This window comes from Gehongia tenuis, assembly GCF_014384795.1.
Lineage (GTDB): Bacteria > Bacillota > Clostridia > Christensenellales > NSJ-53 > Gehongia > Gehongia tenuis.
In genome coordinates, this window is sequence record NZ_JACRSR010000001.1 from 1,046,259 (window position 1) to 1,072,287 (window position 26,029).

A 26,029-nucleotide genomic window follows, 5' to 3' on the forward strand; every position below is an offset into this window, starting at 1 on the left:
CCAGTATACCCCTGGGAGGTGACGGAACCGTGACTGCTCCGGTGACAGTTTTGTCACGTATAAAGGACCCGAATCGGGTCCTTGAAGGATCAAATAATGCTTTTGAAAAATTTGAGGGTAAACCTGGCGCCCCTCAGCGTGTTCTCCACCTCCACCATGCCGCCCTGCTTTTCCACGATGCTCTTGGCCATGGCAAGTCCAATGCCCACGCTGTCCGGTGCAGCATTGCGTCCCCGGTAGAACCTCTCAAAGATATGGGGCATATCCTCCGGAGGAATGCCGCCGCCCGTGTCCTCCACCACGATATCGGTGGAAAGCCGGGACGCCTGGTAACGGATCCAAACTTGGCCGTTCTCCGGAGTGTGTTCGATGCAGTTTTTTACGATATTGCCCAGCGCTTCGGCGGACCAGTTGAGATCCCCCGAAAAGGTACAGGGCTCACCCTCCACCGTGAGGACCTGGTTTTTGACGTCGGTCATCACGAGCAGCGGCTGACAGGCCTTTTGGACGAGCACAGGCACTTCCACGGGCTTTTTGGCAAGCTCCGCCGTGCCCGAATCCAGCCTCGCCATCTTGAGGAGGGACTTGACCAGCCATTCGATGCGTTCCAACTGGAAACGGATTTTTGCCATGAATTCTCTGCGCACCGGCGGCGGGGTCTTGTCATCCATGACGACGCCCGTCATCACAAACATGGAGGTGAGCGGCGTTTTAAGCTGGTGAGAGATATCGTACAGGGCGTCCGCCAGAGCGCTCTTATCCTTTTTAAGCTGCTCCGCCTGTTCCTTCAGCATCACTGTCACCTTACAGATTTCATTCTTCAGGATGCTGATATCCCCTTCAGCATTGTCCCGGACATCCAGTGCATAGTCCTTTTTTTGGATGCGCTGGATGTACGCCGTAACCTCCCGAATCTTTCGGAAGTTTCGGGCAAGGAACACCCAGAAGATAGAAAGAAGGAGCAGCGATGCCAGCACGGCCAGCGCAAAATAGAAGGGCAGCTGGGAGGAAAAGACCTGTCCCCGATCCAGCATCGGCCCGCCGCTGAGTCCGTAGCGCTCCAAAATGGCTCTTCCCGTCTCCACGTCGCCCCTCGGCAGATCCTGAATGGCCCTTGCCACATCGGATTCCGCCAGGGGATACTTCTGTGAGACCACCGCGATGACGGCGGCCTGCTGATCGCTCAGCACACGGCTGGTATAGTCCGTGCCCATCAGCGCCAGCGCCATAGCCGCACCCAAAAGAATAAGCACTGCCGCGGTCCAAAATCCGATCAGCTTTTTAACTTCCAGATTTTTAATCGTCATGTTCTTACCTCTGCCATCTGATATCCCAGACCCCGCACCGTGCGAATGATCTCGGGATTTTGGGGATCGTCCTCAATCTTCTCCCGCAGCCGCTTGATGTACACGGTGAGCGTGTTGTCGTTCACAAAATCGCTGCCCACGTCCCAGATCCCTTCGAGAATCTGGGAACGGGAAAGCACCTGGCCGCCATTGGTCGCAAGAATAAGCAGTAACCGGTATTCAAGCGCCGTGAGCAGAATCTCCCGATCCGCCTTGTACACCTTGGCCTGTGCGGTGTTGATGCGGATGGGCCCCACCTCCAAAGAGGATTCGTCCTTACCTTTTCCATAGCGCCTCAGCACCGTTTTGATTCTCGAAACCAATTCGCGAATGCGGAAAGGCTTGGTGATGTAATCATCCGCGCCCATATCAAGGCCCATCACCACGCTCACTTCATCATCGTTGGCCGTCAGGAAGATAACCGGCATATCCCCCGTGGCTTTGATCTGCCTGCAAAGGTCATAGCCGCTTCCATCGGGCAAAGACAGGTCCAGAATTGCCAGGGCGAATGGTTCCCGTATGGCCTGCTGGGCCGTGGCCAGATCATGGCACACCTTGACGGAAAAGCCCTCCTGCTTCAGGGAATATTCCAGGCCCAATGCAATCGTTTGATCGTCTTCCACCAATAATAGCTTGTTCATCCTTGCCACCTCAACACCAGTTTAACCGATTTTGTCCGCCTTTGCATGACAAAATCGTCACATACAAAAAAAGCGGCCGAAGCCGCTTTTATAAACTATCTAGAGAACCTTGCTGAGGAACGCCTGGGTCCGCTCATTTTGTGGATTGCCGAAGAGCTCCGCCGGGGTGTTTTCCTCGGCGATCACGCCGCCGTCCATGAACAGCACCCGTTCACCCACTTCGCGGGCAAAACCCATCTCATGGGTGACCACCACCATGGTCATGCCCTCCCGGGCCAGCGATTTCATCACGTCCAGAACCTCACCCACCATCTCGGGATCAAGGGCGGAAGTGGGTTCGTCAAAAAGCATCACATCGGGCTGCATGGCAAGGGCCCGAACAATCGCAATACGCTGCTGCTGGCCGCCGGAAAGCTCCTTGGGGTAGCTTTTTGCCTTGTCGGCAAGCCCCACCCGGTCCAGCAGCTCCATGGCCCGCTTTTTTGCCTCGGCCTCGGTTTCCTTTTTGAGCTTGATGGGCGCCATGGTGATGTTCTGCAGCACGGTGCGGTGGGGAAACAGATTGAACTGCTGAAACACCATGCCCATTTTCTGGCGAACCCGGTTGAGATCCTTGTTTTTCCCCGTTACCTTCTGGCCTTCAAAAAAGATCTCGCCGCCGGAGGGTTCCTCCAGCCAGTTGAGACAGCGCAGAAAGGTGCTCTTGCCCGATCCAGAAGGGCCGATAATGACCACCACCTCGCCGCGGCGCACCTCGGTGGAGATGCCGTCCAGGACCGTGAGATGATGGAACTTCTTCACCAAGCCCCGGGTTTCAATGATCACATCGCTCATTTTGCGTCACCTCCCCTGGACCTGCCAAAACCCAGCATCCGTTTACCCATACCGGAGCCGTGAGGCATCCGGCTCTCCGAACGCATCCGTTTTTCCACATAGGCCAAAATTTTGGAAAGAGTAAAGGTCATGATGAAGTAAAGGGCCGCCGCCACCAGATAGCACTCCATGGTAAGGAAAGTGGTGGTTGCCGTGCCCTGGGCGTTGTACATGAGCTCTTTGAGCCCAATGATGGACGCCAGAGAGGACTCCTTGATGACGGTCACAAACTCATTGCCAAGGGCGGGCAGGATGTTTCGAATGGCCTGGGGCAGCACGATCATACGCATGGTCTGCCAGCCCGAAAGCCCAAGGGAGCGTCCGGCCTCCGTCTGTCCCTTGTCCACCGCCTGAATACCGGCCCGGACAATCTCCGCCACATAGGCCGAAGAGTTGATGGAAAGGGCCATCACCGCCGCCACCGTCCGGTCCAAGTTGATGCCAAGGGAAGGCAGGCCGTAAAAAATAATGAACAACTGAACCAGCAGCGGGGTCCCGCGGATCACCTCAATGTACAGCGAAGCCACAAAACGCAGTATCCTGGATTTGGACAGCTTCATGAGTGCGAATACGATGCCGCCCAGGGTGCCAAAAAGAACGGTCAGCGCCGAATACATCAGCGTGAAGCCCGCTCCCTTCAGAAAAAAGACACCGTAATTGGAAATGATGCCCGAAATGCTATCCAGCAAACCTTCACCTCCCTATCTGCGAGAAAAACCTTCGGGCGCTAGGCCCGAAGGTTAAACCGCTTATCGCTATTTATTCGTCGGACTGCGTGGAATCGAACAGCGCGGATGCTTCCACGTTCATCTGGTCCAGCTCACCGGATTCCTTGAGCTCCGCCAGAACCTCGTTCACCACATCCAAAAGATCACTGTTCTTGGGCACCGCCACCGCATACTCTTCCACAGGCGTGGGCAGCTCGATCTCGGCAATGGCCAGCTCGGGGTTGGCTTTCACATAGCTCTCCGCGATAACGCTCTCCAGAACCAGGGCCTCAATACGGCCGGTCTTGAGCTCAAGGACCAGTCCGCCAACCTTGCCCAGCGCCAAAAGTTCGCTCTCGGGCATGACGTCGGTCACAACGTCCTCCTGCACGGAACCCTTCTGACCGCCCACCTGCTTGCCCTTCAGGGAATCGATGCTGGTGTAGGTCTCCAGATCCTCCTTGCGGATGACCACTTTTTGCGTCACTTCCGCGTAGGGATCGGAAAAATCAACAACCTTGGCCCGCTCTTCATCGATGGAAAAACCGGCCGCGATTACATCCACTTTACCACTTTGCATCTCAGGAATCAAGGCATCAAAGTCAAGATTCTGAATCTCAAGCTCCACGCCAAGCTTATCGGCGACTGCCTGCATGATGGAAACGTCCAGACCCTTGATCTCCTCCTTGCCATCCTTCAGCACCAGGAACTCGAAAGGCGGGAAGCCCGCTTCCGTACCCATCACCAATTTACCGGCCGCCTTGATCTCGTCCACCTGATTGGTCTTGCCCTCGGAGGTGGCTTCAGGCGTGGCTTCGGCGTCACTGCCCGCTTCAGGAGTGGCAACAACTTCCGGCGTCTTTTCAGCGGAAGGCGTGGGCGTGGCATCCGATCCGCCGCCGCAGGCGGTCAGACCGAAAACCAGGGTCAGCGCCAGTCCAGCGGCCAAAAACTTCGTAAACTTCTTCATATCATGTACTCCTCCTCTTCTTTACAGCAATCATTATACGCAATATATTCAGTTTATGCAACCAAAAATTTATAAATATACAAATATTCTTGCGGCATCCAGCAGGATGTAATAACTTTCCAATATCGGGTCCATACTAGAGCTGAATCGCAGTGGAAAGGATGATCTTATGAAAAGCCTCACGGCTAGCTTCAAGGATAATATAAGGATGCTGGACAGCCGCCTTCGCGTCGAAGAGAACTTTGATATCGTGGGCAAGGATCTGGTCATTGGCGAACGCAGGGCGCGGATGTATCTTGTGGACGGTTTCATCAAGGATGAAGTGATGGAAAAGGTCATGGAGTACATCATGGCTTTAAATACGGAGGATATGACTCTGGCCCACACGGCCAAGGAATTCTCCGACCGCTATGTGACCTATGTGGAAACGGATGAATCGGATAAGACGGGGGAAATTGTAACCGCCGTCCTTTCCGGCACGCTGGCCCTCATCATCGAAGGCTATGAATTTGCGGTGATGATCGATGCCCGGACCTATCCCGTGCGAAACGTTCAGGAACCGGAGGATGACCGGGTTCTCCGGGGGGCCCGCGACGGTTTTGTGGAAACCCTGGTCTTCAATACCGCCCTTATCCGCCGCCGCATCCGTGATCCCAAACTCACCATGGACATCCAGCAGGTGGGAAGCGTCTCCAAGACCGATGTGGTGCTGTGTTACATGGAAGATGCCGTGGACAAGAAACTGCTGGATACGCTGAAGAAAAAAATCGCAGGCATCACCATCAGCACTCTGACCATGGGCCAGGAGAGTCTGGCGGAATGCCTGGTCAAGACCCAGTGGTACAATCCCTTTCCCAAGGTCCGCTATACCGAGCGGCCGGACGCCGCCGCGGCCAGTGCCCTTGAAGGCAGCGTCCTTATCATCGTGGATAATTCCCCCTCGGTGATGGTCATTCCCTCCGGCCTCCTCGATTTTCTTCAGGATACAAACGACTACTACTTTCCGCCGCTGGTGGGCACCTACCTTCGTTTCGTTCGCATAGGCGTATTCCTTTTGACCCTGCTGCTCACCCCGGTGTGGTTCCTGCTCATTCAAAACCCGGATGCCATTCCCTCGTGGCTGGAATTCATCAAGGTGGCCGAACCCAACGATGTGCCCATCATCTGGCAGCTGCTCATCATAGAATTTATCATCGACGGCCTTAAAATTGCTTCCCTCAACACCCCCACCGTGCTCAGCAATTCCTTCAGCATCGTGGGCGCGCTGATCCTAGGAGATTTTGCGGTGCAGGCCCGCTGGTTTGTACCGGAGGTGGTGCTCTATATGGCTTTTGTTGCCATCGCCAACTTCACCCAGCCCAGCTTTGAACTCGGATACGCTTTCAAACTCTTTCGCGTTCTCATTCTGGTGCTTACCGCACTGTTCAATATATGGGGATTTGCGGCGGGGCTTCTGCTCATGCTGGTGATCATCGCCACCACCCGCACCGTGGGCGGGAAAAGCTATCTCTATCCGCTGATTCCCTTCGACGGGCGGGCGCTTGGCAGGCTCCTCATCCGCCAGCCCATCAATCGAAACAACACCCACCACTGATACAAAAAAACCCGTGCCGCCAGGGCACGGGTTTTTTATAATTCTACCGGCAGGCTTCCACGCCCAACAGTTCGATATCCTTGGAAATAAAATGTTCCTCCACCTTCTGGGGTTTGGCATAATCCGTGGACAGATACTTCTTGTTGTCATCGGCAAAAACGGTTACGATGGCGCTTTGAGGGCCCTGCAGATCCTGAGCCATGACGCTGCCTATGAAGTTGGCGCCGGAGGATACGCCCACGCCGATCCCCAGCTTCTGGCACAGCATGCGGGCCATATTGATGGCATCCCCGTCATCCACCGAAACCACCTGATCAAGCTCACTAAGCTTCACAATGCTGGGAATAAACTCATCGGAAATGCCGTAAATTCTATGCTTTCCCACCCGGTAACCGGTGGAAAGGGTGGGCGAATTGAGGGGTTCCAGCGGATGCACCCGGCAGGCTGGGTTGAGCTCCCGAAGCTTCCTGCCAATACCCATTACCGTACCTCCGGTGCCCACGCCGGCCACAACACCGTTCGCCCGCACGCCCAGCTTTTCCAGCTGTTTTGCGATCTCCACAGCCGTGGTCCTGTAGTGGGTCTCCACGTTATCCTCGTTTGAGAACTGCCGGGGCAAAAAGACGCCCGCCTTCCCGCCCAGCGCCTCCGTCTTTTCGATGGAGCCCAGGAATCCGCCCTCATCCCGGGAAACGAGTTTCACATCGGCGCCATAGCTTTCCATAAGGCTGATGCGCTCTTGGGTCATCCAATCAGGCATAAAGATGCTTACGGGATGACCAAGATAGGTTCCCATAGCGGAAAAAGAAATACCCGTGTTGCCGCTGGTGGCCTCTGCGATGAGATCACCGGGCCGGATCTCTCCGGTTTCATAGGCTTTTTGTAAAATGTAGAACGCAACCCGATCCTTGATGCTGCCGGTGAGATTGTAAGCCTCCGCCTTGGCATAAACGGCCCGCTCCCGGCCCTTATAGCGAAAGATGATCTTCAGCATGGGCGTATGCCCGACCATGGCTGCCATATCATCGAATCTTTTTTGCATTTTAAAATCCATTTTTCAACCCCTATGTCTTTTACTCATTTCTAATCATCAGGCAAAATGGCCGATCTGTCAACGGCTTAAGAATATGCCCTTTCAGCGGAAATCATGAAAAAATCTTGACGACGGCCCAGCCGTAAAACATGAAAAGGCCAAAGCCTCCCAAAATTCCCGTAATCAGCCGGCGTACATTGGTGGATGGATGAAGCCCCGCCTCCTGCACGCCCCAGTCCACACCCATGGGCAGAAGAAAGACGAGACAAAAGGGCCAGGACAGCCTCAATCCCGCCACAAGGGCGATGAGCGCCGCCGCCTGACCCACAGCCACGCCCGTACATCTGGCACAGACGGGGAAAATATAATCGCCGATTCGAAAACTGCGTTCAGGCCGCTGATGGCAGCCGCTGTGATCCCCGATCCACTGCAGTTGGTTTAGAATCTGTATCCACAATTTTTGCATACGTTGACGACCTTGGAATACACCGTGGTGGTTCTTTTCCTCTTGCCCATGCCGCAAAGGCCGCACAGGATACCGGGCAGGGAGAACAGCAGCCATCCGATGCATGCCTTGATGCACCCGAATCCTTTCACCTTCTCCGTCGTTTGAGAATCGCTCACCGTAGCAATGTGAACGTCGTGACTTCCGCATCTTGGGCATACCATCAAAGGGCCCCCCTTATTCTTTATTCTCCCGAATCAAAGTTCGTGCCTGGCCCACAAGGTAGAGGGAACCACACACGACGATGGGGCCGTCCCCAGCCAGTTCCCCGGCCTTCTTCAAAGCGGCCTCAACATTCTTTTCGGCAAAAGCCTCCACGCCCTCCTCCGAAAACAGCTTCGCCAGCGCCTCCGGTTCAAGGCCCCTGCCCTCCTCCGGGCAGACACAAACGGCCTGATCCGCCAAAGATGCAAATATTTTCACCATTGCAGCGTAATCCTTGGAGCTAAGGATACCGCATACCAGCACAGGTTTCTTCTGTAGCCAGTCCCCAAGGTTTCCGGCCAGTGCTTCCGCGCCTTGGGGGTTGTGGGCGCCGTCCAAGAGGATTCGCCCCAGCCACTCCATCCGGCCCGGCCACCGGGCGGCCTTGAGTCCCTTATGGATCATCAGGGTAGCCATCGGAAAGCCCGCCTGAGCTGTCTGCTCCAAAGCCACGATGGCGGCGGCGGCGTTGTAGGCCTGGTAATCCCCGGGAATCCCCAATTCCAGATTCAGGTAGCCCCCCTCATCCCCAAAGAAATCAAAGAGCACGCACCGGCAATCGCTGTGGAAAATCTGAACATCATCCCTGCTGAAGGTGTAGAGGTTTGTATCCTTTTGACGACACATCTCCTCCACAACCCTTCGAACTTCATCGCAGGCAGGATAAAGAACCACAGGAACGCCCCGCTTGATGATGCCCGCCTTGGCGGCGGCGATCTCCTTCAGGGTATTGCCCAGAATACGGGTATGATCCATGCCTATGCGGCCGATCACCGAAACCACCGGCGTCAATACATTGGTGGAATCGAACTGTCCGCCAAGACCCACCTCCACAATGGCAATATCCACGCCCGCATCGGCCATGATCAAAAAACCTGCCGCGGTGATGCGGTCAAAGGGCGTAGGCATGGGTGAGCCCGCCTTCAAAATTTTCCGTTCAGCCTCCCGCACCTGCTGTGCCGCATCGGCCAGGGTCTCATCGTCCACAGGCTGGCCGGCAACGCGGATGCGCTCGTTGAACTTTTCCAGATAGGGCGAGGTATAAAGCCCGACCTTGTATCCGCCAAGGCTCAGCGTCGTTGCCATATAGGCGGCGATGGACCCTTTTCCGTTGGTGCCCGCAACATGGATGCTGGCAAAACGGTAATGGGGGTTGCCCAGTTCCTTCATCAAATTCTGCATGGCCAGAAGTCCCGTTTCCCGCCGGGTGGCGGGATCGGGAGCCGTGCTGTAAAAATAATCGATGGCTTCTCTCCCTGTCATGTTAAACGCCTCCTACTCCACGAAAAGCGGTCAGTTCATGCGCTGAAGGTTTTCCATGCGCTCCCGCACCCGCTCGATCAGTTCCTCGTTCTTAGCCAGCTTTGCCCGCTCCTCTTCCACAAGTGCCGCCGGTGCCTTGGCCACAAAGCCAGGATTGTTTAGTTTGCCTTCCGCCCGTTTGATCTCCCCTTCAATGGTCTTCAGCTCCTTCGAAAGACGGGCGATCTCCTTTTGCTTATCCACCAGCTCCAGCAGCGGGATGTAGACCTCCGCCGCGGGCGCGATGGCGCACACCGCGTGCTCCGGAGCTTCATTCTTTGCCGCAATGTAGGTTGCTCCCGCACCGCCGGCCAGACGCAGCAGATAGGCCTGCGTGGCTTTCAGGCTTTTGGCGTCGCTTTGCTGGGGCAGCACAAAGAACTGAGCCCGCTTGGACGGGGGTACATTCATCTCCGAACGGAGGTTTCGTACCGAACGAATAACCTCCATGATGCTTTCCATGCTTGCCGCATCCTCGGGGAAACGCAGGGCCTCATTCACCTTTGGCCAAGCGGAGAGCATGAGGCTCTCCCCGCGCAGAGCGTCGTAGATGGTCTCCGTCAGGAAGGGCATGAAGGGATGAAGCAGCTTTAAAATCGTCTCGAGCACATACTTCAGGACCGAACGGGCGGTGTTCTTTGCCTTCTCGTCCTCGCCGTTCAGCCGGGACTTGGTAAGCTCAATGTACCAGTCGCAGAACTCGCTCCAGATGAAGTCATAGAGTTTCTGAGCGCAAAGGCCCACCTCATAGCGCTCCATGTTCTCGGTGATCTCTGCAACGGCCTCGCTCAACCGGGTCAAAATCCAGCGGTCGGCCAGGTCAAGGTCCTGAACCTCAAAGTCCGGGAGTTCGCCCTCGGGCAGATTCATCATAACGTATCGGGATGCGTTCCAAATCTTGTTGGCAAAGTTTCGGGCGGACTCCACCTTCTCCCAGTAGAAACGCATATCATTGCCGGGGGAGGTGCCGATCACCAGGGAAAAACGCAGCGCGTCGGCGCCATATTTTTCGATGACTTCCAACGGATCGATGCCGTTGCCGAGGGATTTGGACATCTTCCGGCCTTCCGAATCCCGAACGATGCCGTGGATAAGCACATCCTTAAAGGGGATCTCCCCCATATGCTCAATGCCAGAGAAGATCATTCGAGCCACCCAGAAGAAGATGATATCGTAGGCCGTCACCAACACGGATGTGGGATAGAAATAGTCAAGCTCCGGCGTCTTATCCGGCCATCCCAAGGTGGAAAAGGGCCACAACGCGGAACTGAACCAGGTATCCAGCACATCCTCGTCCTGATGCAGGCAGGTGTGGCCGCAAGCCGCACATTTTTCCGGCATTTCCTTGCCCACATGCACATGGCCGCAGGCCTCGCAGTAGTAAGCCGGAATCCGGTGGCCCCACCACAGCTGCCGAGAGATACACCAGTCGCGAATGTTCTCCATCCAATTATAATAGATCTTGGCAAAGCGTTCGGGCACGAAACGAATCCTGCCATCCCGCACAGCTTCGAGCGCAGGTTCGGCCAGCGGCTTCATTTTTACAAACCACTGCTTGGATAAAATGGGCTCCACGGCGCTCTTGCAGCGGTAGCAGGTGCCCACGTTGTGGGTGTGGTCCTCAATCTTCACCAAAAGACCCAGTTTCCGCATGTCGTTTACCAAAGCATCCCGGCATTCAAAGCGATCCATGCCCTCGTATTTGCCCGCCTTCTCATTCATCACGCCATGGTCGTCCATTACCCGAATCATGGGCAGACCATGCCTCAGGCCCACTTCAAAGTCATTGGGGTCGTGGGCGGGAGTGATCTTCACCGCACCGGTGCCAAATTCCCGGTCCACGTATTCGTCAGCCACCACCGGGATCTCCCGGCCGGTGAGGGGCAGAACCAAAGTCTTGCCGATAAGATGCCGGTAGCGCTCATCATCGGGATGTACCGCCACCGCCGTATCGCCCAGCAGGGTCTCCGGGCGGGTGGTGGCAATCACAATACCTTCGCCGCCGTCCGCCGCGGGATAGCGGAAATGCCAGAAGTGGGAATCCTGCTCCTCATATTCCACTTCCGCATCGGAAAGAGCCGTCACGCAGTGGGGACACCAGTTGATGATCCGATCCCCCTGGTAGATGATGCCCTTGTTGTAGAGGTTGATAAAGACCTCCTGCACCGCTTTGGAGCATCCTTCGTCCATGGTGAAGCGTTCCCGCTCCCAGTCCAGGGATGCGCCCAGCTTTTTCAGCTGTTCGGTGATGCGGCCGCCGTATTGATCCTTCCACGCCCAGGCCCGCTCAAGGAATCCGTCCCGGCCGGTATCGACCTTGGTCAGGCCTTCCTCGGCCATCTGCTGGACGATCTTGACCTCGGTTGCAATGGAAGCATGGTCCGTGCCCGGCATCCAAAGGGCGCTGTAACCCTGCATCCTTTTGGTTCGGATAAGGATGTCCTGAATGGTATCATCCAAGGCATGACCCATATGGAGCTGACCTGTGATATTCGGCGGGGGAATCACGATGGTGAAGGGCTTTTTATGCGGGTCCACCTCCGCATGAAAAGCGCCCGATTTCTCCCATTTTTCATACAGCGGACCTTCCACCGTTTTGGGATCGTACACCTTATCCATGATTTTCATCTTTCCAACCTCCTAAATAACTTCCATAATCATCAAGAAACCAACAAGAGCAATGAGAATGCCCGCGCCCTTGACCCATAAACGCACCTTCTCCCGCTTCATCAGCGGCACCTTAAACACTTTATCCACAATCCATCTCGCGCCAAAGGTGACGATCGCACCCACAACAAACACCGCGATGGCGATGGGATCCGTCTGCGTAAGATTCTCCAAATTCTTCACTCCTTTAAAACAAAAAAGCCATTTCATCCAAAGGACGAAATGACTCGTGGTACCACCTTATTTCCCGGCTAACACCGGCTCATCTGGATAACGGGAACAACCCCGGCCAAAACTACTTTGTTCATCTTGGCAGCTTGGAAGCGACCTTCCCTCGAACATTGCCCGAAAACCCTTTCAGCCGGTGAGGTTTTCTCTCTTGGGGTTGCCCTCGGTACTCCTCTTCCGCAACGCGAAATATGCAGTTTTTATTATCATAGCGAAGGAAGGGCCGATTGTCAATCGGAATCTTCCAAAACTTCGCCGTCCTCCTCATGGCCCTTGCGCAGCACATTCCTCACACCATACTGAACCATGGATACGATGGACATGCCCACCGCAATGTACAGCACAATCTGGTCCCAGGGTGCAACCCACTGATGGAGAAAGAGCAGCACCACCGCAACCGTAAAGGCGAAGGTCCCCAGCTTGCCAAAAATATTGGCATAAACCACAACCTTTCGAGTCTTCAAAAGACAGAAGGCTCCCACGATCATGGCCAGCTCCTTGCCCAGAACCAGGCAGAAAATCCACACCGGAATGACCCCTTGAATCAGAAAGCAGGTGAGCACCGTCAAGAGCATCAGCTTGTCCGCCAGGGGATCAAGAAGCTTACCCCATGGGGTGATTAAATCATACTTCCTTGCGATGTAGCCATCCAGCAGATCGGTGGCGCCGGCCGTCAAAAAACAGACGAGCGCCCCCACCATCTGGTGGGTAACAAAAAAGTAAATCACTACGGCTACCAGAGCAAGCCGGGCCAGGGTCAGTACATTGGGCACGTTCCAAAATTTTGTTTTGGCCTTCATACCAACCCTCCCCTCTCTTTTTTAAAAATTCATAAAACAAAACGCGTCCACGATCGCGGACGCGATTGCCCGCGGGGCATATCCCCGCTGGTCGAGGTGACAGGATTTGAACCTGCGGCCTTTTGGTCCCGAACCAAACGCGCTACCAAACTGCGCTACACCTCGGTATGGAGCCAATAAAGGGACTCGAACCCTTGACCTGCGGTTTACGAAACCGCTGCTCTACCAGCTGAGCTATATTGGCACCTCTTTTGGGCAAAAGACGCCCGACAGATCGGATTATAGCACGAAAAAAGACGGCTGTCAAAATTTAAATGAACAAAATGTAGAGGAATTACCCCACTTTTTTCACCACTTTTCCCCTTCCGCCATAGTATGGAGCATAATCATCAAAAAGGAGGGGCGTTTGATGCGCTATAAACGACTGCTATCCGTGATCATGATCGTAGGACTGATGGGACTATTCGTACTCAGTGGCTGTGGTGAACAAAAATTGACCACCCTGAAGGTCAATGAGGTCACCCATTCGGTGTTCTATGCACCCCAGTACGCCGCAATGAATCTTGGGTTCTTTGAGGAAGAGGGGCTGAACATCGAACTGACGAACGGAGGCGGCGCCGACAAATCCATGACCGCGGTGCTGTCCGGAGAAGCGGACATTGGCCTTATGGGCCCGGAAGCCGCAATCTACGTTTACAACGAGGGTAAGGAGGATCATCCCGTGATCGTGGGCCAGGTCACCAAGCGTGACGGTTCATTCATCGTGGGCCGCGAGGCTGACGAGGATTTCGATTGGGAGAGCCTCCGGGGCAAGACCATCATCGGCGGCCGCAAAGGCGGCATCCCCGAAATGACCCTGGAATACGTTTTGAAGAGCAAGGGCCTCAATCCCGGCGAAGACGTGGAAGTCCTGACCAACATCCAGTTTGATCTGACGGCCGGCGCCTTCACCGGTGGCACGGGCGACTATGCAACCTTGTTTGAGCCTGTGGCCTCCACGTTGGAATCCGAGGGCAAAGCTTATGTGGTCGCCGCCGTGGGCGAAGCCTCCGGCGAGGTCCCTTACACCGCCTACATGGCCAAAAAGAGCTATGTTGAGAAAAACAGCGACACCGTGGAGCGGTTCCTCCGTGCACTGGCCCGCGGCCAGGAATGGGTGAACAGCCATACGCCCGAGGAAATTGCCGAGGCCATCGCGCCGTCCTTTGCCGACGCCGATCTTGACATCCTCGCTTCCGTAGCTCAGCGCTACAAAGATACCGATGCCTGGATGACCACGCCGGTGATGACGGAGGATTCCTTCACCCGCCTGCAGGACATCATGGAAAGTGCGGGCGAGCTGGATCAGCGGGTTCCCTTTGATCAGTTGATTGACAACTCCTATGCTGAAAAAGCTTTGAAATAGACTCAAACCTCCTCCTGAGGGGCGGCAGCAGCCGCCCCTTTCTTTTTTGCGGCGCCGCTTCACCGCCCGGCTTTCATCTGAATAGTATGTTGTATGGGCCGCCAAACGGCCTGAAACTCTTGATAAGGAGGCTATCGGCATGCACGAAAAACCTCTGGTTGAATTCCAGAATATTTCGATGATATATCATACATTGAGCGGTGAGACCCATGCCGTGGACCGGGTCTCCTTCGATGTTCATGACGGCGAATTTGTGAGCATCGTAGGACCTTCCGGCTGCGGCAAAAGCACGCTTTTATCCATGGCCGCGGGGCTTCTAAAACCCTCCAACGGATCGGTGAAGGTGCTGGGCCGTGAGGTGGAATGCCCCACGTCCGATGTGGGCTATATGCTGCAGAAGGATCATCTGTTTGGGTGGCGCACCATTCGGCAGAACGTTCTTTTAGGTCTGGAGGTCCAAAAGAAACTGACGCCGGAGAACATCGATAAGGCGGAACGATTGCTGGATACTTACGGTTTAGCAGAATTTGCGGACCACTATCCCCACCAGCTTTCCGGCGGTATGCGCCAGCGGGTGGCGCTCATCCGCACCTTGGCCATCAATCCTTCCATTCTGCTTCTTGATGAAGCCTTCTCCGCCCTTGATTACCAGACCCGCCTGGCCGTGTCCGACGAGATCAGCGGCATCATCCGCAATGAGAAAAAGACTGCCGTACTGGTCACCCACGACATCTCCGAAGCTATTTCCATGGCCGATCGGGTGGTGGTCTTGAGCAAGCGTCCCGCACGGCTCAAGGAGATCTACGACATCCGTCTGACCGCTTCCAGCGAAAGCCCCATCGAGCGGCGGAAGGCCCCGGAGTTCAAGGAGTACTTCAATCAAATATGGAAGGAGCTGGACGTTCATGTCGCTTAATCCAGCCTTAGAGAAAAAGGCCTACAGCAAGGAGCACCAGGCATTTTTGAACGGCGTGCTCCGCAGAAAACGCTTGATTTCCGTAGCCCGCTGGGGCATTCTTATCGCCCTCTTGGCCCTTTGGGAGCTTGCGGCGAGCCTCAATTGGATCGACCCTTTCATCATCAGCTCCCCTTCCCGAATTCTGGGAACGCTGCAAAGCCTGTGGAGCGAGGGAACGCTGCTTACCCACATTGGCATCACGCTGTATGAGACCATTGTGGGCTTTGTGCTGGGCACGGTCCTTGGGCTCGGGCTCGCCATCGCCCTTTGGTGGTCGGACACCCTGAGCCGGATTTTGGACCCCTATCTCGTGGTCCTGAACAGCCTGCCCAAGATCGCCCTCGGGCCTATCCTCATCGTTTGGATCGGTGCGGGAACCTCCGCCATCATCACCATGACTCTGCTCATCTCCCTCATCGTGACGGTCATGGGTATGCTGAACGGCTTTCTTGAGGTCAGCAAGGAAAAGGTACTGCTGCTCAAAACCTTTGGCGCCACCAAGTACCAGATTCTCCGCAAGGTGATTCTGCCCGCCAGCGTCCCCTCCCTCATATCCTCGCTCAAGATCAACATCGGCATGTCCTGGGTGGGCGTAATCGTGGGCGAATACCTGGTTTCCAAGGCCGGCCTTGGCTACCTCATCGTTTATGGCAGCCAGGTATTCAAGCTGGATCTTGTGATGACCAGCATTGTCATTCTCTCCATTGCCGCAGCACTCATGTACGAGGGCATCGCCCTTTTGGAGCGGCATGTCATCAAGCAGGGCAAATTGTAATCCCACAATAAATAAATAAGGGACACTTCAAAAAGAAGTGTCCCTTTTTAACTTTGTCAGCGAACGGTGATGAGTTCGTATTTCCGGGTGCCAAGACCGATCTTTTCACCATGTTCCAGGCAGGATTCCCAATGGGTTTCCGGCGTGGTATTGCTGAAATGATCGTGCTGATCGTGAAAGCCCTTGGCATGCATGTTCTCATCCAGAAGGCTGCCCGGCATGGGCGGCTGTGCATTGCAGGCGTCTACACATGCCTGATCAAGCGCCACCGGATCAAAGCTTGCGAACATGCCCACATCGGGCAGGATCGGTACGTCGTTCTCCCCATGGCAGTCGCAGTAGGGCGAGATATCCATCACCAGATTGATGTGGAACTGAGGCCGCCCATCCAGCACCGCCTTGCTGTATTCAGCGATCTTCTTGTTCAGATCGTCAAAGGCGCTGGAGTTGTCGTTGTAAACCGCATTGAAGTTGCAGGAGCCCAGGCACCGGCCGCAGCCCACGCAGCGCTCATGATCGATGTGAGCGCGGACCGCATCATCAAAACTGATGGCGCCATGGGCGCAGTTTTTCGCACAGATTTTACAGCCCCGGCAGATCTCGGGGTCCACCGAAGGTTTGCCCGAATTGTGCTGCTCCATCTTGCCGGCCCGGCTGCCGCAGCCCATGCCCACGTTTTTAAGGCATCCGCCAAAGCCCGTGCATTCGTGTCCCTTGAAGTGACTGAGGCTGATGAAAACATCGGCATCCATGATTGCTTTTCCGATCTTTGCCGTCTTTACCAGTTCGCCGCCTTCTACCGGAACCTCCACATCATCGGTACCCTTGAGTCCGTCCCCTATGATGACCTGGCAGCCTGTGGAAAAAGGCGTAAAGCCGTTTTCATAAGCGGCGTCAATATGGTCGATGGCATTCTTGCGGCGGCCCACATACAAAGTGTTGCAGTCCGTCAAAAAAGGCTTGCCGCCCAGGGACTTCACCACATCCGCCACCACTTTGGCATAGTTCGGGCGAATGAAGGACAGATTGCCCGGCTCTCCGAAGTGCACTTTGATGGCCACCAGTTTTTCCTCAAAATCGATGTTCTCAATGCCTGCCCGGCGCGTGAGCTTTTCCAGCTTCTTCAGCAGGTTCGTGCCCGGCAGGGCACGCAAATCCGTAAAATAGACCTTCGCTTTTTCCATAGCCATTCCTCCTACTTCTTGGATCAATCCAGGCCGCAGATCCGGTCTATGGATTGAATCTCCTCCGATGTAAATTCAGTTTTGTGTACAATGCCGATATTTTCAAGAATCTGTTCCGGTTTGGATGCACCGATGAGTACGCTGGTCACTTCACCGTCCCGCAGCACCCAGGACAGGGCCATCTGAGCCAAGGTCTGACCCCGCTCCGCCGCAACTTGATTGAGCGCCGCAATCTGGGCAAGCTTTTCCTTGGTTATGGCACTGGCCTTCAAAGCCCCGCCTTTCTTCACCCGGCTGTCCTCCGGAATGCCTCCCAGGTATTTATCCGTCAAAAGTCCCTGGGCTAATGGGCTGAAAGCGATGATGCCGCAGCCGTGCTCCGCCGCAAAATGCTTGAGCCCGTCCTGCTCGATATGCCGGTCAAAGATGGAATAACGGCTTTGGTTGATGATGAAAGGACACCTTAGATCCTTCAAAATCTCCATGGCCCGCCGGGTGGTCTCCCGATCATAGTTTGAGATACCCGCATAGAGAGCTCTGCCGCTTTTCACGGCTGTATCCAGCGCCATCATGCTTTCCTCAAGAGGCGTATTCGGGTCCATGCGGTGGTGATAGAAGATATCCACATAGTCCAGCTTCATCCGTTTCAGGCTTTGGTCCAAACTGGCCAGAAGATATTTCCGGCTGCCCCAGTCCCCATAGGGACCCTCCCACATGGTGTAGCCCGCCTTGGTGCTGATCACAAGCTGATCCCGGTAACTCCGGAAATCATCGGCTAGAATCCGGCCGAAGTTTTCTTCAGCGCTGCCCGGTTCCGGGCCATAGTTGTTGGCCAGGTCAAAGTGGGTGATTCCATGATCAAAGGCTGTGCGGCACATGGCTTTCATATTGCCAAAGTTGTCATAGGTTCCAAAATTGTGCCATAATCCCAGCGATACGGCGGGAAGCCTGAGCCCGCTTCTGCCCGAATAATTGTACACCATTCCCTCGTACCGCGTCGAATCCGCAACATACATTCTGATCTACCTCCTCATTCTAAAACCTTGAGTTTACTCCAAGTCAATTTCTTTTTCACTTATTTTAACTATACAACATTCAATTCTAAATTTCCATGGGCAAACAAAAAAGCGGAGCTTAAAGCTCCGCCTTTTAAAAAATCAATCGTACAGTCCCACCGACAGATATCGCTCTCCCGTGTCCGGAAGCAGTGCAACAATCAGCTTCCCCTTATTCTCCGGCCGCCGCGCCAAAACTGACGCCGCATGAATTGCCGCACCCGAGGAGATACCCACCAAGAGCCCCTCCGTTCGTGCGACCGCCCGGGCGGCCGCGAAGGCCCCATCGTTTTCCACGGTAAGAATTTCATCGATCACGGAGGTGTTCAAAATATCCGGCACAAACCCTGCCCCGATGCCTTGAATTTTGTGGGGTCCTGCCTTGCCCTCACTCAGCACGGGCGAATCGGCCGGCTCCACGGCCACGATCTTCACCTCCGGATTCTTCGCTTTCAGGCCTTCGCCCACCCCGGTGACCGTTCCGCCGGTTCCCACGCCGGCCACGAAGATATCCACTTTGCCTTCCGTGTCCCGCCAGATCTCTTCCGCCGTGGTCTCCCGGTGTATTTTCGGGTTGGCCGCATTTATGAACTGACCGGGAATATAGGCGTCCGGCAGCTCCTTGGCAAGCGTCTCCGCCTTTTGGATGGCACCCTTCATGCCCAGAGCTCCCTCGGTTAGGACCAGCTCTGCACCCAAAGCTTTGAGCAGGCCGCGCCGCTCCGCACTCATAGTATCCGGCATCACGATGATCAGCCGATATCCCCGGGAAGCCGCCACAAACGCAAGCCCAATACCCGTGTTTCCGCTGGTGGGTTCAATGATCACTGAACCGGGTTTCAGGATTCCTTTCTCCTCTCCATCCCGAATGAGCGCATAACCCACCCTGTCCTTCACCGAGGAAAGGGGATTAAAAGCTTCAATTTTCACGACCACGCTGCCATTCAGCTGTTCTTTAGCCGCATAATTGGAAAGCTCCAAAAGGGGCGTATTGCCGATCAATTCCGGTAAGCTTTTTGCGATTTTCATGGCTAAACATCTCCTTTATTCAGACTTTGAAAGGCGTTCTCCAAGTCTTCGATCAGATCATCCACATGTTCCAGCCCCACCGACAGCCGAATTTGGTCCGGCTTCACCCCGGCAGCCGCTTTTTCCTCAGATGACAGCTGCTGATGGGTGGTGGATGCGGGGTGAATAACCAGGGATTTCGCATCCGCCACGTTGGCCAGGTTGGAAAACAGCTTTAAATGATCGATGAAGCGCCTGGCGGCGGTTTCGCCGCCCTTCACGCCAAAGGTGAATATGGAACCCGTACCTCTCGGAAAGTATTTTGCCGCCAGGCCATAATATTTATGTCCGGGCAGGCCGGGATAGTTAACCCAGGCCACCTTGGGATGCCTTTCAAGATACGCAGCCACAGCCGTTGCGTTCGACACATGACGTTCCACCCGCAGCGAAAGGCTTTCCAGCCCTTGAAGAAACAAAAATGCGTTGAAAGGGCTCAGGCATGCCCCCGTATCCCGAAGCAGCTGGACCCGCGCCTTGGTAATGTACGCCGCCGCCCCGGCATCCTTTACATAGCGAATACCATGATAGCTGGAATCCGGCTCGGTAAGACCGGGAAATCTGCCGTTCGCCCAATCAAATCGTCCGCCGTCCACAATGACGCCGCCTATGGAGGTGCCATGTCCGCCAATGAATTTGGTAGCGGAATGCACCACGATATCGGCGCCAAATTCAAAGGGCCGGATAAGGTAGGGCGTGCCGAAAGTATTGTCCACAATGAGGGGAACACCGGCCTCATGAGCGATCCGCGCCACCTTCTCAAAATCAATGATATTGATGCCCGGATTACCCAGGGACTCTATATATACTGCCCGGGTTTTTCCGGTGACGGCCCTTCGGAACGCCCCCAAATCATCGGGATCCACAAAGCGGGTATGAATGCCCAGTCTCGGCAGGGTGGCTCCAAAAAGGTTGTAGGTCCCGCCATAGAGGGTGGATGCCGCAACGATCTCGTCTCCTGCTTGGGCAATATTAAGCAAAGCGTAGGTGATGGCGGCCGCGCCCGAAGCCGTGGCCAGGGCGCCCACACCACCCTCCAGCGCCGCCATGCGCTTTTCAAAAACGTCGGTGGTGGGGTTCATAATCCGCGAATAAATGTTCCCGCTTTCCTTGAGCCCAAAGAGATTCTCCGCGTTTTCCGTGTTTTCAAAAACGTAGGAGGAGGTTTGGTAGATGGGCACTGCCCTCGAACGCGTGACCGGATCGATGCTTTGTCCCGCATGAAGCTGCTGAGTTTCAAACCGCATGATTGTCATCACCTTTCCACAAATTCCTATTAATCTTGTAGCGATTATAGCAATCAAATACTACTATGTCAATCGGAATTCTACGCTATTGCAGAAATGTTTTTTTCAGCGTATGATGAGTGCAGTAAGGAGGTTGCCCGATGAAGCTATCCACCAAAAGCCGATATGCCGTGGAGGCTCTGTTTTATATGGCGCTAAATGCCAAAGAACAGCCTGTCAGCATTGCCGACATTGCTAGAGCCACGAGCCTTTCCGCCAAATACCTGGAGCAGATTTTTTTAATTCTCCGAAGGAAGGGAATTCTTCGCGCTGTTCGGGGCAGCCGCGGCGGTTTTATTCTTGCCGCCCTGCCGGAGGAAATCACTGTGGGACAGATCGTGCGCGCTATCGAGACTCATGTTGTGCCGGTGGTCTGCGTAACGGATCTCTCCCAATGCCGCAGCAGGATCCGGGACCGCTGTGTGACCCGCGCCCTTTGGATTCGGATGGCCAAGGCTTTGAATGATCACATGGACAGCATCACGCTCGCAACTCTCCGGGCAGCGTATGAAGGGGGGCAAAACGGATGAAAATGTCCACCAAAGGCAGATACGGCCTTCGTGCCGTCATCGATCTCGCCCTTCAGGGCGGGGAGCATTACGTATCTTTAGCAGAAATTGCGGACCGGCAGGATCTCTCCCTCGACTATTTGGAACTCGTATTCAGCGCCCTCAGGAAGGGCGGCATCGTCAAGAGTGCCGCCGGTCTCAAGGGCGGTTATCTGCTGAACATGGAACCCGCTCAGCTGACCCTCTACCGCCTATTGACGGTGCTGGAGGGGGACCTCTCCGTCACCGGCGGCAGTTGTACCGATACCCTTTACCAACGGTTCCTTAAGGAGCAGGTCTGGGACCCCATGGACGGTATTCTTCAAGCTTTGCTGCAAAGCATCACCATCCAGGATATGATGGACGATTACGGTCGCAAACAAAAAATCATGGGCGCCAGTCTTTAGGCTGGCGCCCATGATTTATGGAATGTATCCTACCGGCTTTCATCCAAAACTTTTTGAAGCCAAGGGGGACGCACCCCTTTGTACTGATAAAACTGGCATTCGAGCTTGCCATTGTAAAGCTTGCGCCGGAAGTCCGCACGCTTGCCATAGATCCGCTCAAAATCTGGGAAGGCGGTGAATACGCCAAGTCCCCAGGTGGGCAGTTTGTCGTTCATCACCCGGCGAAGAGTATGATAGAGGCTCACCACCGCCTTCTCCTCCCCCAGCCGCTTCCCATAGGGCGGATTGGTCACCATAAAGCCGTACTGCTTTTGAGTGGTCACTTCGGAAAGCTCCATGCGCTGAAAATGGATTTCTCCCACGCCCGCCTTTTTGGCATGATACCGTGCCATGGACAAGGCCTTTTCATCGATATCGGTGCCAACAATGGTCAGCTTTTGCTCTGGATTTAAAGCGTCCCTGGCCTCCTCCCGTGCCCTTGCCCAGCACTCCGCGCCCAAAAATGGCCAGGCTTCTCCCGCAAAGGTGCGCATAAGGCCAGGGGCAATATTTTTACCGATGAGCGCCGCCTCCACCGGAATGGTGCCCGTGCCGCACATGGGATCCATGAGCGGACGGTCGGGATGCCAGCGGGAAAGCTTTACCAAAGCCGCCGCCAACGTTTCCCGGATCGGGGCTTCCCCCGTCAGGATGCGGTATCCCCGCTTATGGAGGCCATCACCCGACGTATCCATGAGCACACTGACCCTGTCCTTCAGCACGGAGATTTCCACCCGGAACACCGGCCCGTCCTCAGGCATCCAGTTCAGGTGATAACGCTTTTTAAGCCGTTCCACCACCGCTTTTTTCGCAATGGACTGGCAGTCCGGCACGCTCATGAGGGTGGATTTAACACATTTGCCCGTCATATGCACCCTGCCGTCCCGGGGTATGAAATCCTCCCACGGGATGGCGTCAACGCCCTCAAAAAGCTCCTGAAAGGTTACAGCCGGGAACTCTGCCAGCACCATGTACACCCGGTCGGAACAGCGCAGAAACAGATTGCTTCGGGCGATCTCCAGTGGTCCGCCCTCAAAATAGACCCGGGCATTTTGTGCCTCCACATTTTCCATGCCCAGGCTCTTCAGTTCCCTGCCCACCAGACCTTCCAATCCAAAGGCCGCCGTGGCGGCCAGCTTCATCTTCATTCCTCATCCCTTCCCCGGTTGTCCTCTGCCACCACCTTGGCGTCCTCCTGCAGACTGTGTTGATTGTTCAGCGTGGCGCCGTTCATGACCAGCTGGAAGGTGCACCCAAGATAATGGGCCGACTCCTCGCACATCTTCATGCGGGTAATATAGATATTCATGAAATCCATGGCTGAACTGGAATCATCCATCTCCACCTCATAGCGAATGATCCGGGACTCGCTGTCCACAATAAGGCGGTTGTGCAAAATGGCATAGTTCACCCGCTCATGAATGCCCTTGATCTGCGTCTTGCGCCGCACCCGGGTGCGGTGGGCATCCACCTTGTCCGCAATCACCACCGCCGCCGAAATTACGCTGACGATGGTGCCGTTCTGCTCCTCATGATTTCCCACGGCGGAGATGAGCATGCACACTTCCTCCATGGGAAATCCCATCTCCATCAGAATGGGCGCCAGAAGATTGGCCCCTGAAATCCCATGACCCTGCCGGTTGATGCAGTTTCCCACATCATGCACCCATCCGCAGATGGCGGCAAGCTCCACCGTTCGGTCGGGGTAGCCCAATCGTTTTAGAATGGCCGCCGCCGTCTTGCTGACAAATCCCACATGGCGAAGGCCATGTTCCGTGTACCCCTTACAGGCCATCACATGGTTCGCCCACTCAATGAGCGTGCGGATCTTCTCGTTATTCTTCACGTCCTCCAGGGTGATTCCCCTCGCCATGTTCTTCCCCCTTTAAAAATTCATAATCGGCGTCCCCGTCAAAATTCCGCGTGCCTTCCACCTCTCCGCCCAGAGCTTCGATGGCATTTTTTAGCTCGGTGTAGACAATATAGCCTTCCGTCTTTTTAAGAGCCTCCTGCAAAACCTCAAGGGCCCGCGGATCCCCATATTTGGCCAGTGCCGCCGCATAAAGATGCCGTAAATCCTCCCGCTCCTCAAACATGCGGATGAGCCATTCGTAGATCCGCTCGTCCTGCCCCATGCCCGCAAGAAGGTTGGTAAGCGCCACCCGCGCTTCCGCGCCCGCTTCAGGCAGCGCCGCAAGGAGTTCTTCCTTCACGCTCTCCCCCAGAGATTCCAACGCCTCGGCAGCTATCTTGAGCTCGTCCTCATCGCCGTCCAGCAGCATTTCAATATAATCGGGCACGGGACGCTTCGCCTCCAGCTCCGTCATGAGGGATACCGCCAGCTTCCGCTCCGCGCCGTAGGCCTCAAGAAACCATTCGTAGAGCGCTGCCTCATCCCTTAAATCCACCAGCCGGTCCAGCAAAAGATCGGGCACCGACATCCCCTTTTCATAGTACTCACGAATCAATGCCACTGCGGCCCGGGCATCGGAAAGCTGTGCGAAATATTCACTGGGTTTTTCTCCATGGAGCCAGTCGGCGGGCGTTTCCAGCCAGGTCTCATAAAGATCTGGCATTGCGCTTTCCATCGCCTCCAGCGATTCATAGTTGTCCTCATTTTCAGCGACCCACTTTTCCACATACTGCTGAAAATTGCCTTCAAAGTCGATTGCCCGCATGTTTGCCTCCCTCCAGTACGTTCAGCATCTCGGCGGCGTACAGATCAATGGTCGGGGCCGTGGTATCATAGATCGCGGCCAGCGTCCTTTTGGTAATGATCATGTCCATCTGCCTGCAGTAGCAGTACTCAAGGCTTGCCGCCCAGCCCTCCAGACGGGCTAATGGGGAGAAATCCCGGCCGGCCCGCTCCAAATAGCGCTGCCACAAGTCCTCCACCTTTTCGGCATAGCCCTGCGCATACCGGTCCTTCATTCTGGCCAGCGTCAGCTTCAAAACCTCGTCGTCAAACTCCCCCGCCTTCTCGGCGTCATCCCCCTCCACCACGCTCACCTGAACCTCCATGATGTTGCCGTCCACATAGGTGATATAGGGTTCGGGAGCACCGGTCATCTTGAGCAGGGCAAAAACTTCCCGCTTCACCTCGTCACTCTCATCCTTACGGAGAATAAAGCTTCTCAGCATTCTCTGCGCTTCTCCATCGCCAATCTCGGCAATAAGCAGCAGCACCGCCTTTTTAATGGCATCGTCGTTGATATCAAGTCCCCACCATAGAAGCGCCCGGAAAGCCGGATCCTGCCATCGCTCCGCCAGCCGCTCCCTGCCCTCCTTGACGTATTGATTCAGATGATGAATGCGCCGGATAATCTCCACATAGGGGACCTGGAAATAATAGCTGACCTCGGTTTTTGAAGGGTCCAGTTCGCCGTGAATTACCGCCCGTGCGGTCTCCATGTAGTAGGAGGCCACCGTGTTGTGGGGATCCAGCCGTTCCACACGCTGCCAGTAATGCAGCGCCTTGTCATATTCGCCCAGATGGAAATAGCAGGCCGCCATGTAGTGGAGTACCCGCTTGTCGTAGGGCATCTGCTGAACCAGCCGAATCAATATGGGCCGGGCAAGCTCGTGCAGTTCCATTTCGCACAGGGTCACCGCCGCCTTATAAAGCCCCTCGTCTCCATCCCGAATCAGCTCCATCAGATATTCCAACGCTTTATCCCGTGCTTCCGGCTTGCCGGCTTTGTGTTGATACAGCGCCAGATTGCATAAAGCGTGCACATTCTTGGGGTCCAAACGGAGCGCTTTATAAACCTCTTCGAAGGCTTTCTCCTTCCTGCCCATGCAATGATAGGCCAGCGAGAGGTTGTTGTGGACAAACACCATGCTGTCATCCTGCTCCAAAATTGCCTTGAAAAGCCGAATCGCTTTCTTGAATTCGCCCTGGTCAAGCAGGGCTTTGGCCCTGCCCGCCATACGGTAAAGCCTGCCCGTTTTCCCGTCCACGGGCATGCCGTCGCTATCCACATAGAGGTTCTTTGAGTAGAGCAGCTCCAAGAAATCCTCCACTTCCAGGGCATATTCACCGTCCTCATCCATTTCCAGATACTTTTCAAAGCTTTCCTGGGCTCTAGGATAGTCCTCCATGCCGATAAAATTGCAGCCAAGGCCATAGTAGCACTCGGAGGTCACACCCTTTTTCCGCTGAATCATATCAAACAAGATGTCATTGGACTGCTGAAAATAGCCCATTTCCGAATAGACCTGGGCCAAGTCCAGCAAATATTCCGAATTCTCGGGATCTTTTTCCGCGGCCTTTCGGTAAAAATGCAGCGCTTCCATAAGATTGTGCTGCTGCAAATGCCGAGTGCCCTTCCGATGGAAGAGCACCGCCTTTTGTTCAAAGGGCACCACGTTTTGTTTTACATATCGGTTTTTGGCCATCTTCACTCCTAAATGTTGAATATTTTATGTCTAGGTTTC

The 26,029-nt window shown here is 55.0% G+C and carries 26 protein-coding genes, 2 tRNA genes and 1 other annotated feature; of the genes, 6 read left to right on the plus strand and 22 right to left on the minus strand.

Features of this window, described 5'->3' with window-relative positions:
- Positions 1-89: 89 nt before the first annotated feature.
- The 5 genes from H8696_RS05245 to H8696_RS05265 form a co-directional block, all read right to left on the minus strand.
- On the minus strand, positions 90-1,307 hold the full coding sequence (locus H8696_RS05245; protein WP_249315506.1) for a sensor histidine kinase: 1,218 nt from the start codon (positions 1,305-1,307) through the stop codon (positions 90-92).
- Entirely contained in the window at positions 1,304-1,987 is a 684-nt protein-coding gene (locus tag H8696_RS05250) for a response regulator transcription factor (RefSeq protein WP_249315508.1), read from the minus strand. The genes H8696_RS05245 and H8696_RS05250 overlap by 4 nt, the downstream gene beginning before the upstream one ends.
- 99 nt (positions 1,988-2,086) lie before the next feature.
- Entirely contained in the window at positions 2,087-2,821 is a 735-nt protein-coding gene (locus H8696_RS05255; RefSeq protein WP_249315516.1) for an amino acid ABC transporter ATP-binding protein, read from the minus strand.
- Positions 2,818-3,549 (minus strand): amino acid ABC transporter permease, encoded by a 732-nt coding sequence (locus H8696_RS05260; protein WP_330605349.1) that lies wholly within the window; start codon positions 3,547-3,549, stop codon positions 2,818-2,820. Before H8696_RS05260 ends, H8696_RS05255 begins: the two co-directional genes overlap by 4 nt.
- Before the next feature lie 70 nt (positions 3,550-3,619).
- On the minus strand, positions 3,620-4,537 hold the full coding sequence (locus H8696_RS05265) for a transporter substrate-binding domain-containing protein (RefSeq protein ID WP_249315520.1): 918 nt from the start codon (positions 4,535-4,537) through the stop codon (positions 3,620-3,622).
- Between the two features lie 169 nt (positions 4,538-4,706).
- Between H8696_RS05265 and H8696_RS05270 the strand changes: the two genes are divergently transcribed.
- Complete coding sequence (locus H8696_RS05270) at positions 4,707-6,131, plus strand: spore germination protein (protein ID WP_249315522.1); 1,425 nt, start codon at positions 4,707-4,709, stop codon at positions 6,129-6,131.
- Between the two features lie 43 nt (positions 6,132-6,174).
- On the opposite strand, the gene H8696_RS05275 is transcribed toward H8696_RS05270, so the two are convergent.
- The 9 genes from H8696_RS05275 to H8696_RS05315 form a co-directional block, all read right to left on the minus strand.
- Positions 6,175-7,185 carry a PLP-dependent cysteine synthase family protein gene (locus H8696_RS05275; RefSeq protein ID WP_249315532.1) on the minus strand — a complete coding sequence of 337 codons (1,011 nt, stop codon included), beginning with the start codon at positions 7,183-7,185 and terminating at the stop codon, positions 6,175-6,177.
- Positions 7,186-7,276: 91 nt separating this feature from the next.
- Positions 7,277-7,630, minus strand: coding sequence for a DUF2085 domain-containing protein (locus tag H8696_RS05280; RefSeq protein WP_249315535.1), 354 nt, complete (start codon positions 7,628-7,630; stop codon positions 7,277-7,279).
- A complete protein-coding gene (locus H8696_RS05285; RefSeq protein WP_249315537.1) occupies positions 7,603-7,833 on the minus strand; it encodes a hypothetical protein in 231 nt (76 codons plus the stop codon). The genes H8696_RS05280 and H8696_RS05285 overlap by 28 nt, the downstream gene beginning before the upstream one ends.
- Positions 7,834-7,846: 13 nt before the next feature.
- Complete coding sequence (locus H8696_RS05290) at positions 7,847-9,136, minus strand: bifunctional folylpolyglutamate synthase/dihydrofolate synthase (RefSeq protein WP_249315539.1); 1,290 nt, start codon at positions 9,134-9,136, stop codon at positions 7,847-7,849.
- A gap of 30 nt (positions 9,137-9,166) precedes the next feature.
- Positions 9,167-11,803 (minus strand): valine--tRNA ligase, encoded by a 2,637-nt coding sequence (locus H8696_RS05295; protein WP_249315546.1) that lies wholly within the window; start codon positions 11,801-11,803, stop codon positions 9,167-9,169.
- Between the two features lie 12 nt (positions 11,804-11,815).
- Positions 11,816-12,016 (minus strand): hypothetical protein, encoded by a 201-nt coding sequence (locus H8696_RS05300; RefSeq protein WP_249315548.1) that lies wholly within the window; start codon positions 12,014-12,016, stop codon positions 11,816-11,818.
- A gap of 36 nt (positions 12,017-12,052) precedes the next feature.
- Positions 12,053-12,262 (minus strand) — a binding site (T-box leader).
- Between the two features lie 38 nt (positions 12,263-12,300).
- The gene (gene pgsA, locus H8696_RS05305; RefSeq protein WP_249315555.1) at positions 12,301-12,870 is read right to left on the minus strand and encodes a CDP-diacylglycerol--glycerol-3-phosphate 3-phosphatidyltransferase; all 570 of its coding nucleotides are present in this window, start codon (positions 12,868-12,870) and stop codon (positions 12,301-12,303) included.
- Positions 12,871-12,958: 88 nt separating this feature from the next.
- Positions 12,959-13,035 (minus strand) — tRNA-Pro (locus tag H8696_RS05310).
- A gap of 3 nt (positions 13,036-13,038) precedes the next feature.
- A tRNA-Thr gene (locus H8696_RS05315) sits at positions 13,039-13,114 on the minus strand.
- A 165-nt stretch (positions 13,115-13,279) separates the two neighbouring features.
- Between H8696_RS05315 and H8696_RS05320 the strand changes: the two genes are divergently transcribed.
- The 3 genes from H8696_RS05320 (at position 13,280) to H8696_RS05330 (ending at position 16,008) form a co-directional block, all read left to right on the plus strand.
- Positions 13,280-14,275, plus strand: coding sequence for an ABC transporter substrate-binding protein (locus H8696_RS05320; RefSeq protein WP_249315557.1), 996 nt, complete (start codon positions 13,280-13,282; stop codon positions 14,273-14,275).
- A gap of 139 nt (positions 14,276-14,414) precedes the next feature.
- Positions 14,415-15,191, plus strand: a complete 777-nt coding sequence (locus H8696_RS05325) for an ABC transporter ATP-binding protein (protein ID WP_249315559.1) — start codon at positions 14,415-14,417, stop codon at positions 15,189-15,191.
- Positions 15,181-16,008, plus strand: a complete 828-nt coding sequence (locus tag H8696_RS05330; RefSeq protein ID WP_249315561.1) for an ABC transporter permease — start codon at positions 15,181-15,183, stop codon at positions 16,006-16,008. Before H8696_RS05325 ends, H8696_RS05330 begins: the two co-directional genes overlap by 11 nt.
- A 56-nt stretch (positions 16,009-16,064) precedes the next feature.
- Here the strand turns inward: H8696_RS05330 and H8696_RS05335 are convergent, their stop codons facing one another.
- From H8696_RS05335 to H8696_RS05350, 4 genes are all read right to left on the minus strand, one after another.
- Complete coding sequence (locus tag H8696_RS05335) at positions 16,065-17,192, minus strand: DUF362 domain-containing protein (protein ID WP_249315563.1); 1,128 nt, start codon at positions 17,190-17,192, stop codon at positions 16,065-16,067.
- A 23-nt stretch (positions 17,193-17,215) separates the two neighbouring features.
- A complete protein-coding gene (locus H8696_RS05340; RefSeq protein WP_249315565.1) occupies positions 17,216-18,208 on the minus strand; it encodes an aldo/keto reductase in 993 nt (330 codons plus the stop codon).
- 141 nt (positions 18,209-18,349) lie between these two features.
- Positions 18,350-19,276, minus strand: a complete 927-nt coding sequence (cysK, locus tag H8696_RS05345; RefSeq protein WP_249315570.1) for a cysteine synthase A — start codon at positions 19,274-19,276, stop codon at positions 18,350-18,352.
- 2 nt (positions 19,277-19,278) lie between these two features.
- On the minus strand, positions 19,279-20,559 hold the full coding sequence (locus tag H8696_RS05350) for an O-acetylhomoserine aminocarboxypropyltransferase/cysteine synthase family protein (protein ID WP_249315572.1): 1,281 nt from the start codon (positions 20,557-20,559) through the stop codon (positions 19,279-19,281).
- A 140-nt stretch (positions 20,560-20,699) separates the two neighbouring features.
- Here H8696_RS05350 and H8696_RS05355 point away from each other — a divergent pair, with 140 nt between their 5' ends.
- A complete protein-coding gene (locus tag H8696_RS05355) occupies positions 20,700-21,128 on the plus strand; it encodes an RrF2 family transcriptional regulator (protein WP_249315574.1) in 429 nt (142 codons plus the stop codon).
- Positions 21,125-21,553 (plus strand): RrF2 family transcriptional regulator, encoded by a 429-nt coding sequence (locus H8696_RS05360; protein WP_249315576.1) that lies wholly within the window; start codon positions 21,125-21,127, stop codon positions 21,551-21,553. The genes H8696_RS05355 and H8696_RS05360 overlap by 4 nt, the downstream gene beginning before the upstream one ends.
- Before the next feature lie 29 nt (positions 21,554-21,582).
- Here the strand turns inward: H8696_RS05360 and H8696_RS05365 are convergent, their stop codons facing one another.
- The 4 genes from H8696_RS05365 to H8696_RS05380 are packed head-to-tail and all read right to left on the minus strand — an operon-like array spanning position 21,583 to position 25,990.
- Positions 21,583-22,740: a THUMP domain-containing class I SAM-dependent RNA methyltransferase gene (locus tag H8696_RS05365; RefSeq protein WP_249315578.1), complete on the minus strand. Its 1,158-nt coding sequence runs from the start codon at positions 22,738-22,740 to the stop codon at positions 21,583-21,585.
- Complete coding sequence (locus H8696_RS05370) at positions 22,737-23,465, minus strand: HD domain-containing protein (protein ID WP_249315581.1); 729 nt, start codon at positions 23,463-23,465, stop codon at positions 22,737-22,739. The genes H8696_RS05365 and H8696_RS05370 overlap by 4 nt, the downstream gene beginning before the upstream one ends.
- Entirely contained in the window at positions 23,428-24,270 is an 843-nt protein-coding gene (locus H8696_RS05375) for a HEAT repeat domain-containing protein (protein ID WP_249315583.1), read from the minus strand. The genes H8696_RS05370 and H8696_RS05375 overlap by 38 nt, the downstream gene beginning before the upstream one ends.
- Complete coding sequence (locus H8696_RS05380; RefSeq protein ID WP_249315586.1) at positions 24,251-25,990, minus strand: tetratricopeptide repeat protein; 1,740 nt, start codon at positions 25,988-25,990, stop codon at positions 24,251-24,253. The genes H8696_RS05375 and H8696_RS05380 overlap by 20 nt, the downstream gene beginning before the upstream one ends.
- Positions 25,991-26,029 lie beyond the last annotated feature (39 nt).

Bases quoted from the DNA above. Each gene is read 5' to 3' on its own strand.
- H8696_RS05245 (WP_249315506.1), bottom strand. From the start codon at position 1,307: ATGACGATTAAAAATCTGGAAGTTAAAAAGCTGATCGGATTTTGGACC.
- H8696_RS05250 (WP_249315508.1), bottom strand. From the start codon at position 1,987: ATGAACAAGCTATTATTGGTGGAAGACGATCAAACGATTGCATTGGGC.
- H8696_RS05255 (WP_249315516.1), bottom strand. From the start codon at position 2,821: ATGAGCGATGTGATCATTGAAACCCGGGGCTTGGTGAAGAAGTTCCAT.
- H8696_RS05265 (WP_249315520.1), bottom strand. From the start codon at position 4,537: ATGAAGAAGTTTACGAAGTTTTTGGCCGCTGGACTGGCGCTGACCCTG.
- H8696_RS05270 (WP_249315522.1), top strand. From the start codon at position 4,707: ATGAAAAGCCTCACGGCTAGCTTCAAGGATAATATAAGGATGCTGGAC.
- H8696_RS05275 (WP_249315532.1), bottom strand. From the start codon at position 7,185: ATGGATTTTAAAATGCAAAAAAGATTCGATGATATGGCAGCCATGGTC.
- H8696_RS05280 (WP_249315535.1), bottom strand. From the start codon at position 7,630: ATGCAAAAATTGTGGATACAGATTCTAAACCAACTGCAGTGGATCGGG.
- H8696_RS05285 (WP_249315537.1), bottom strand. From the start codon at position 7,833: ATGGTATGCCCAAGATGCGGAAGTCACGACGTTCACATTGCTACGGTG.
- H8696_RS05290 (WP_249315539.1), bottom strand. From the start codon at position 9,136: ATGACAGGGAGAGAAGCCATCGATTATTTTTACAGCACGGCTCCCGAT.
- H8696_RS05295 (WP_249315546.1), bottom strand. From the start codon at position 11,803: ATGAAAATCATGGATAAGGTGTACGATCCCAAAACGGTGGAAGGTCCG.
- pgsA (WP_249315555.1), bottom strand. From the start codon at position 12,870: ATGAAGGCCAAAACAAAATTTTGGAACGTGCCCAATGTACTGACCCTG.
- H8696_RS05320 (WP_249315557.1), top strand. From the start codon at position 13,280: ATGCGCTATAAACGACTGCTATCCGTGATCATGATCGTAGGACTGATG.
- H8696_RS05325 (WP_249315559.1), top strand. From the start codon at position 14,415: ATGCACGAAAAACCTCTGGTTGAATTCCAGAATATTTCGATGATATAT.
- H8696_RS05330 (WP_249315561.1), top strand. From the start codon at position 15,181: ATGTCGCTTAATCCAGCCTTAGAGAAAAAGGCCTACAGCAAGGAGCAC.
- H8696_RS05335 (WP_249315563.1), bottom strand. From the start codon at position 17,192: ATGGAAAAAGCGAAGGTCTATTTTACGGATTTGCGTGCCCTGCCGGGC.
- H8696_RS05340 (WP_249315565.1), bottom strand. From the start codon at position 18,208: ATGTATGTTGCGGATTCGACGCGGTACGAGGGAATGGTGTACAATTAT.
- cysK (WP_249315570.1), bottom strand. From the start codon at position 19,276: ATGAAAATCGCAAAAAGCTTACCGGAATTGATCGGCAATACGCCCCTT.
- H8696_RS05350 (WP_249315572.1), bottom strand. From the start codon at position 20,559: ATGCGGTTTGAAACTCAGCAGCTTCATGCGGGACAAAGCATCGATCCG.
- H8696_RS05355 (WP_249315574.1), top strand. From the start codon at position 20,700: ATGAAGCTATCCACCAAAAGCCGATATGCCGTGGAGGCTCTGTTTTAT.
- H8696_RS05360 (WP_249315576.1), top strand. From the start codon at position 21,125: ATGAAAATGTCCACCAAAGGCAGATACGGCCTTCGTGCCGTCATCGAT.
- H8696_RS05365 (WP_249315578.1), bottom strand. From the start codon at position 22,740: ATGAAGATGAAGCTGGCCGCCACGGCGGCCTTTGGATTGGAAGGTCTG.
- H8696_RS05370 (WP_249315581.1), bottom strand. From the start codon at position 23,465: ATGGCGAGGGGAATCACCCTGGAGGACGTGAAGAATAACGAGAAGATC.
- H8696_RS05375 (WP_249315583.1), bottom strand. From the start codon at position 24,270: ATGCGGGCAATCGACTTTGAAGGCAATTTTCAGCAGTATGTGGAAAAG.
- H8696_RS05380 (WP_249315586.1), bottom strand. From the start codon at position 25,990: ATGGCCAAAAACCGATATGTAAAACAAAACGTGGTGCCCTTTGAACAA.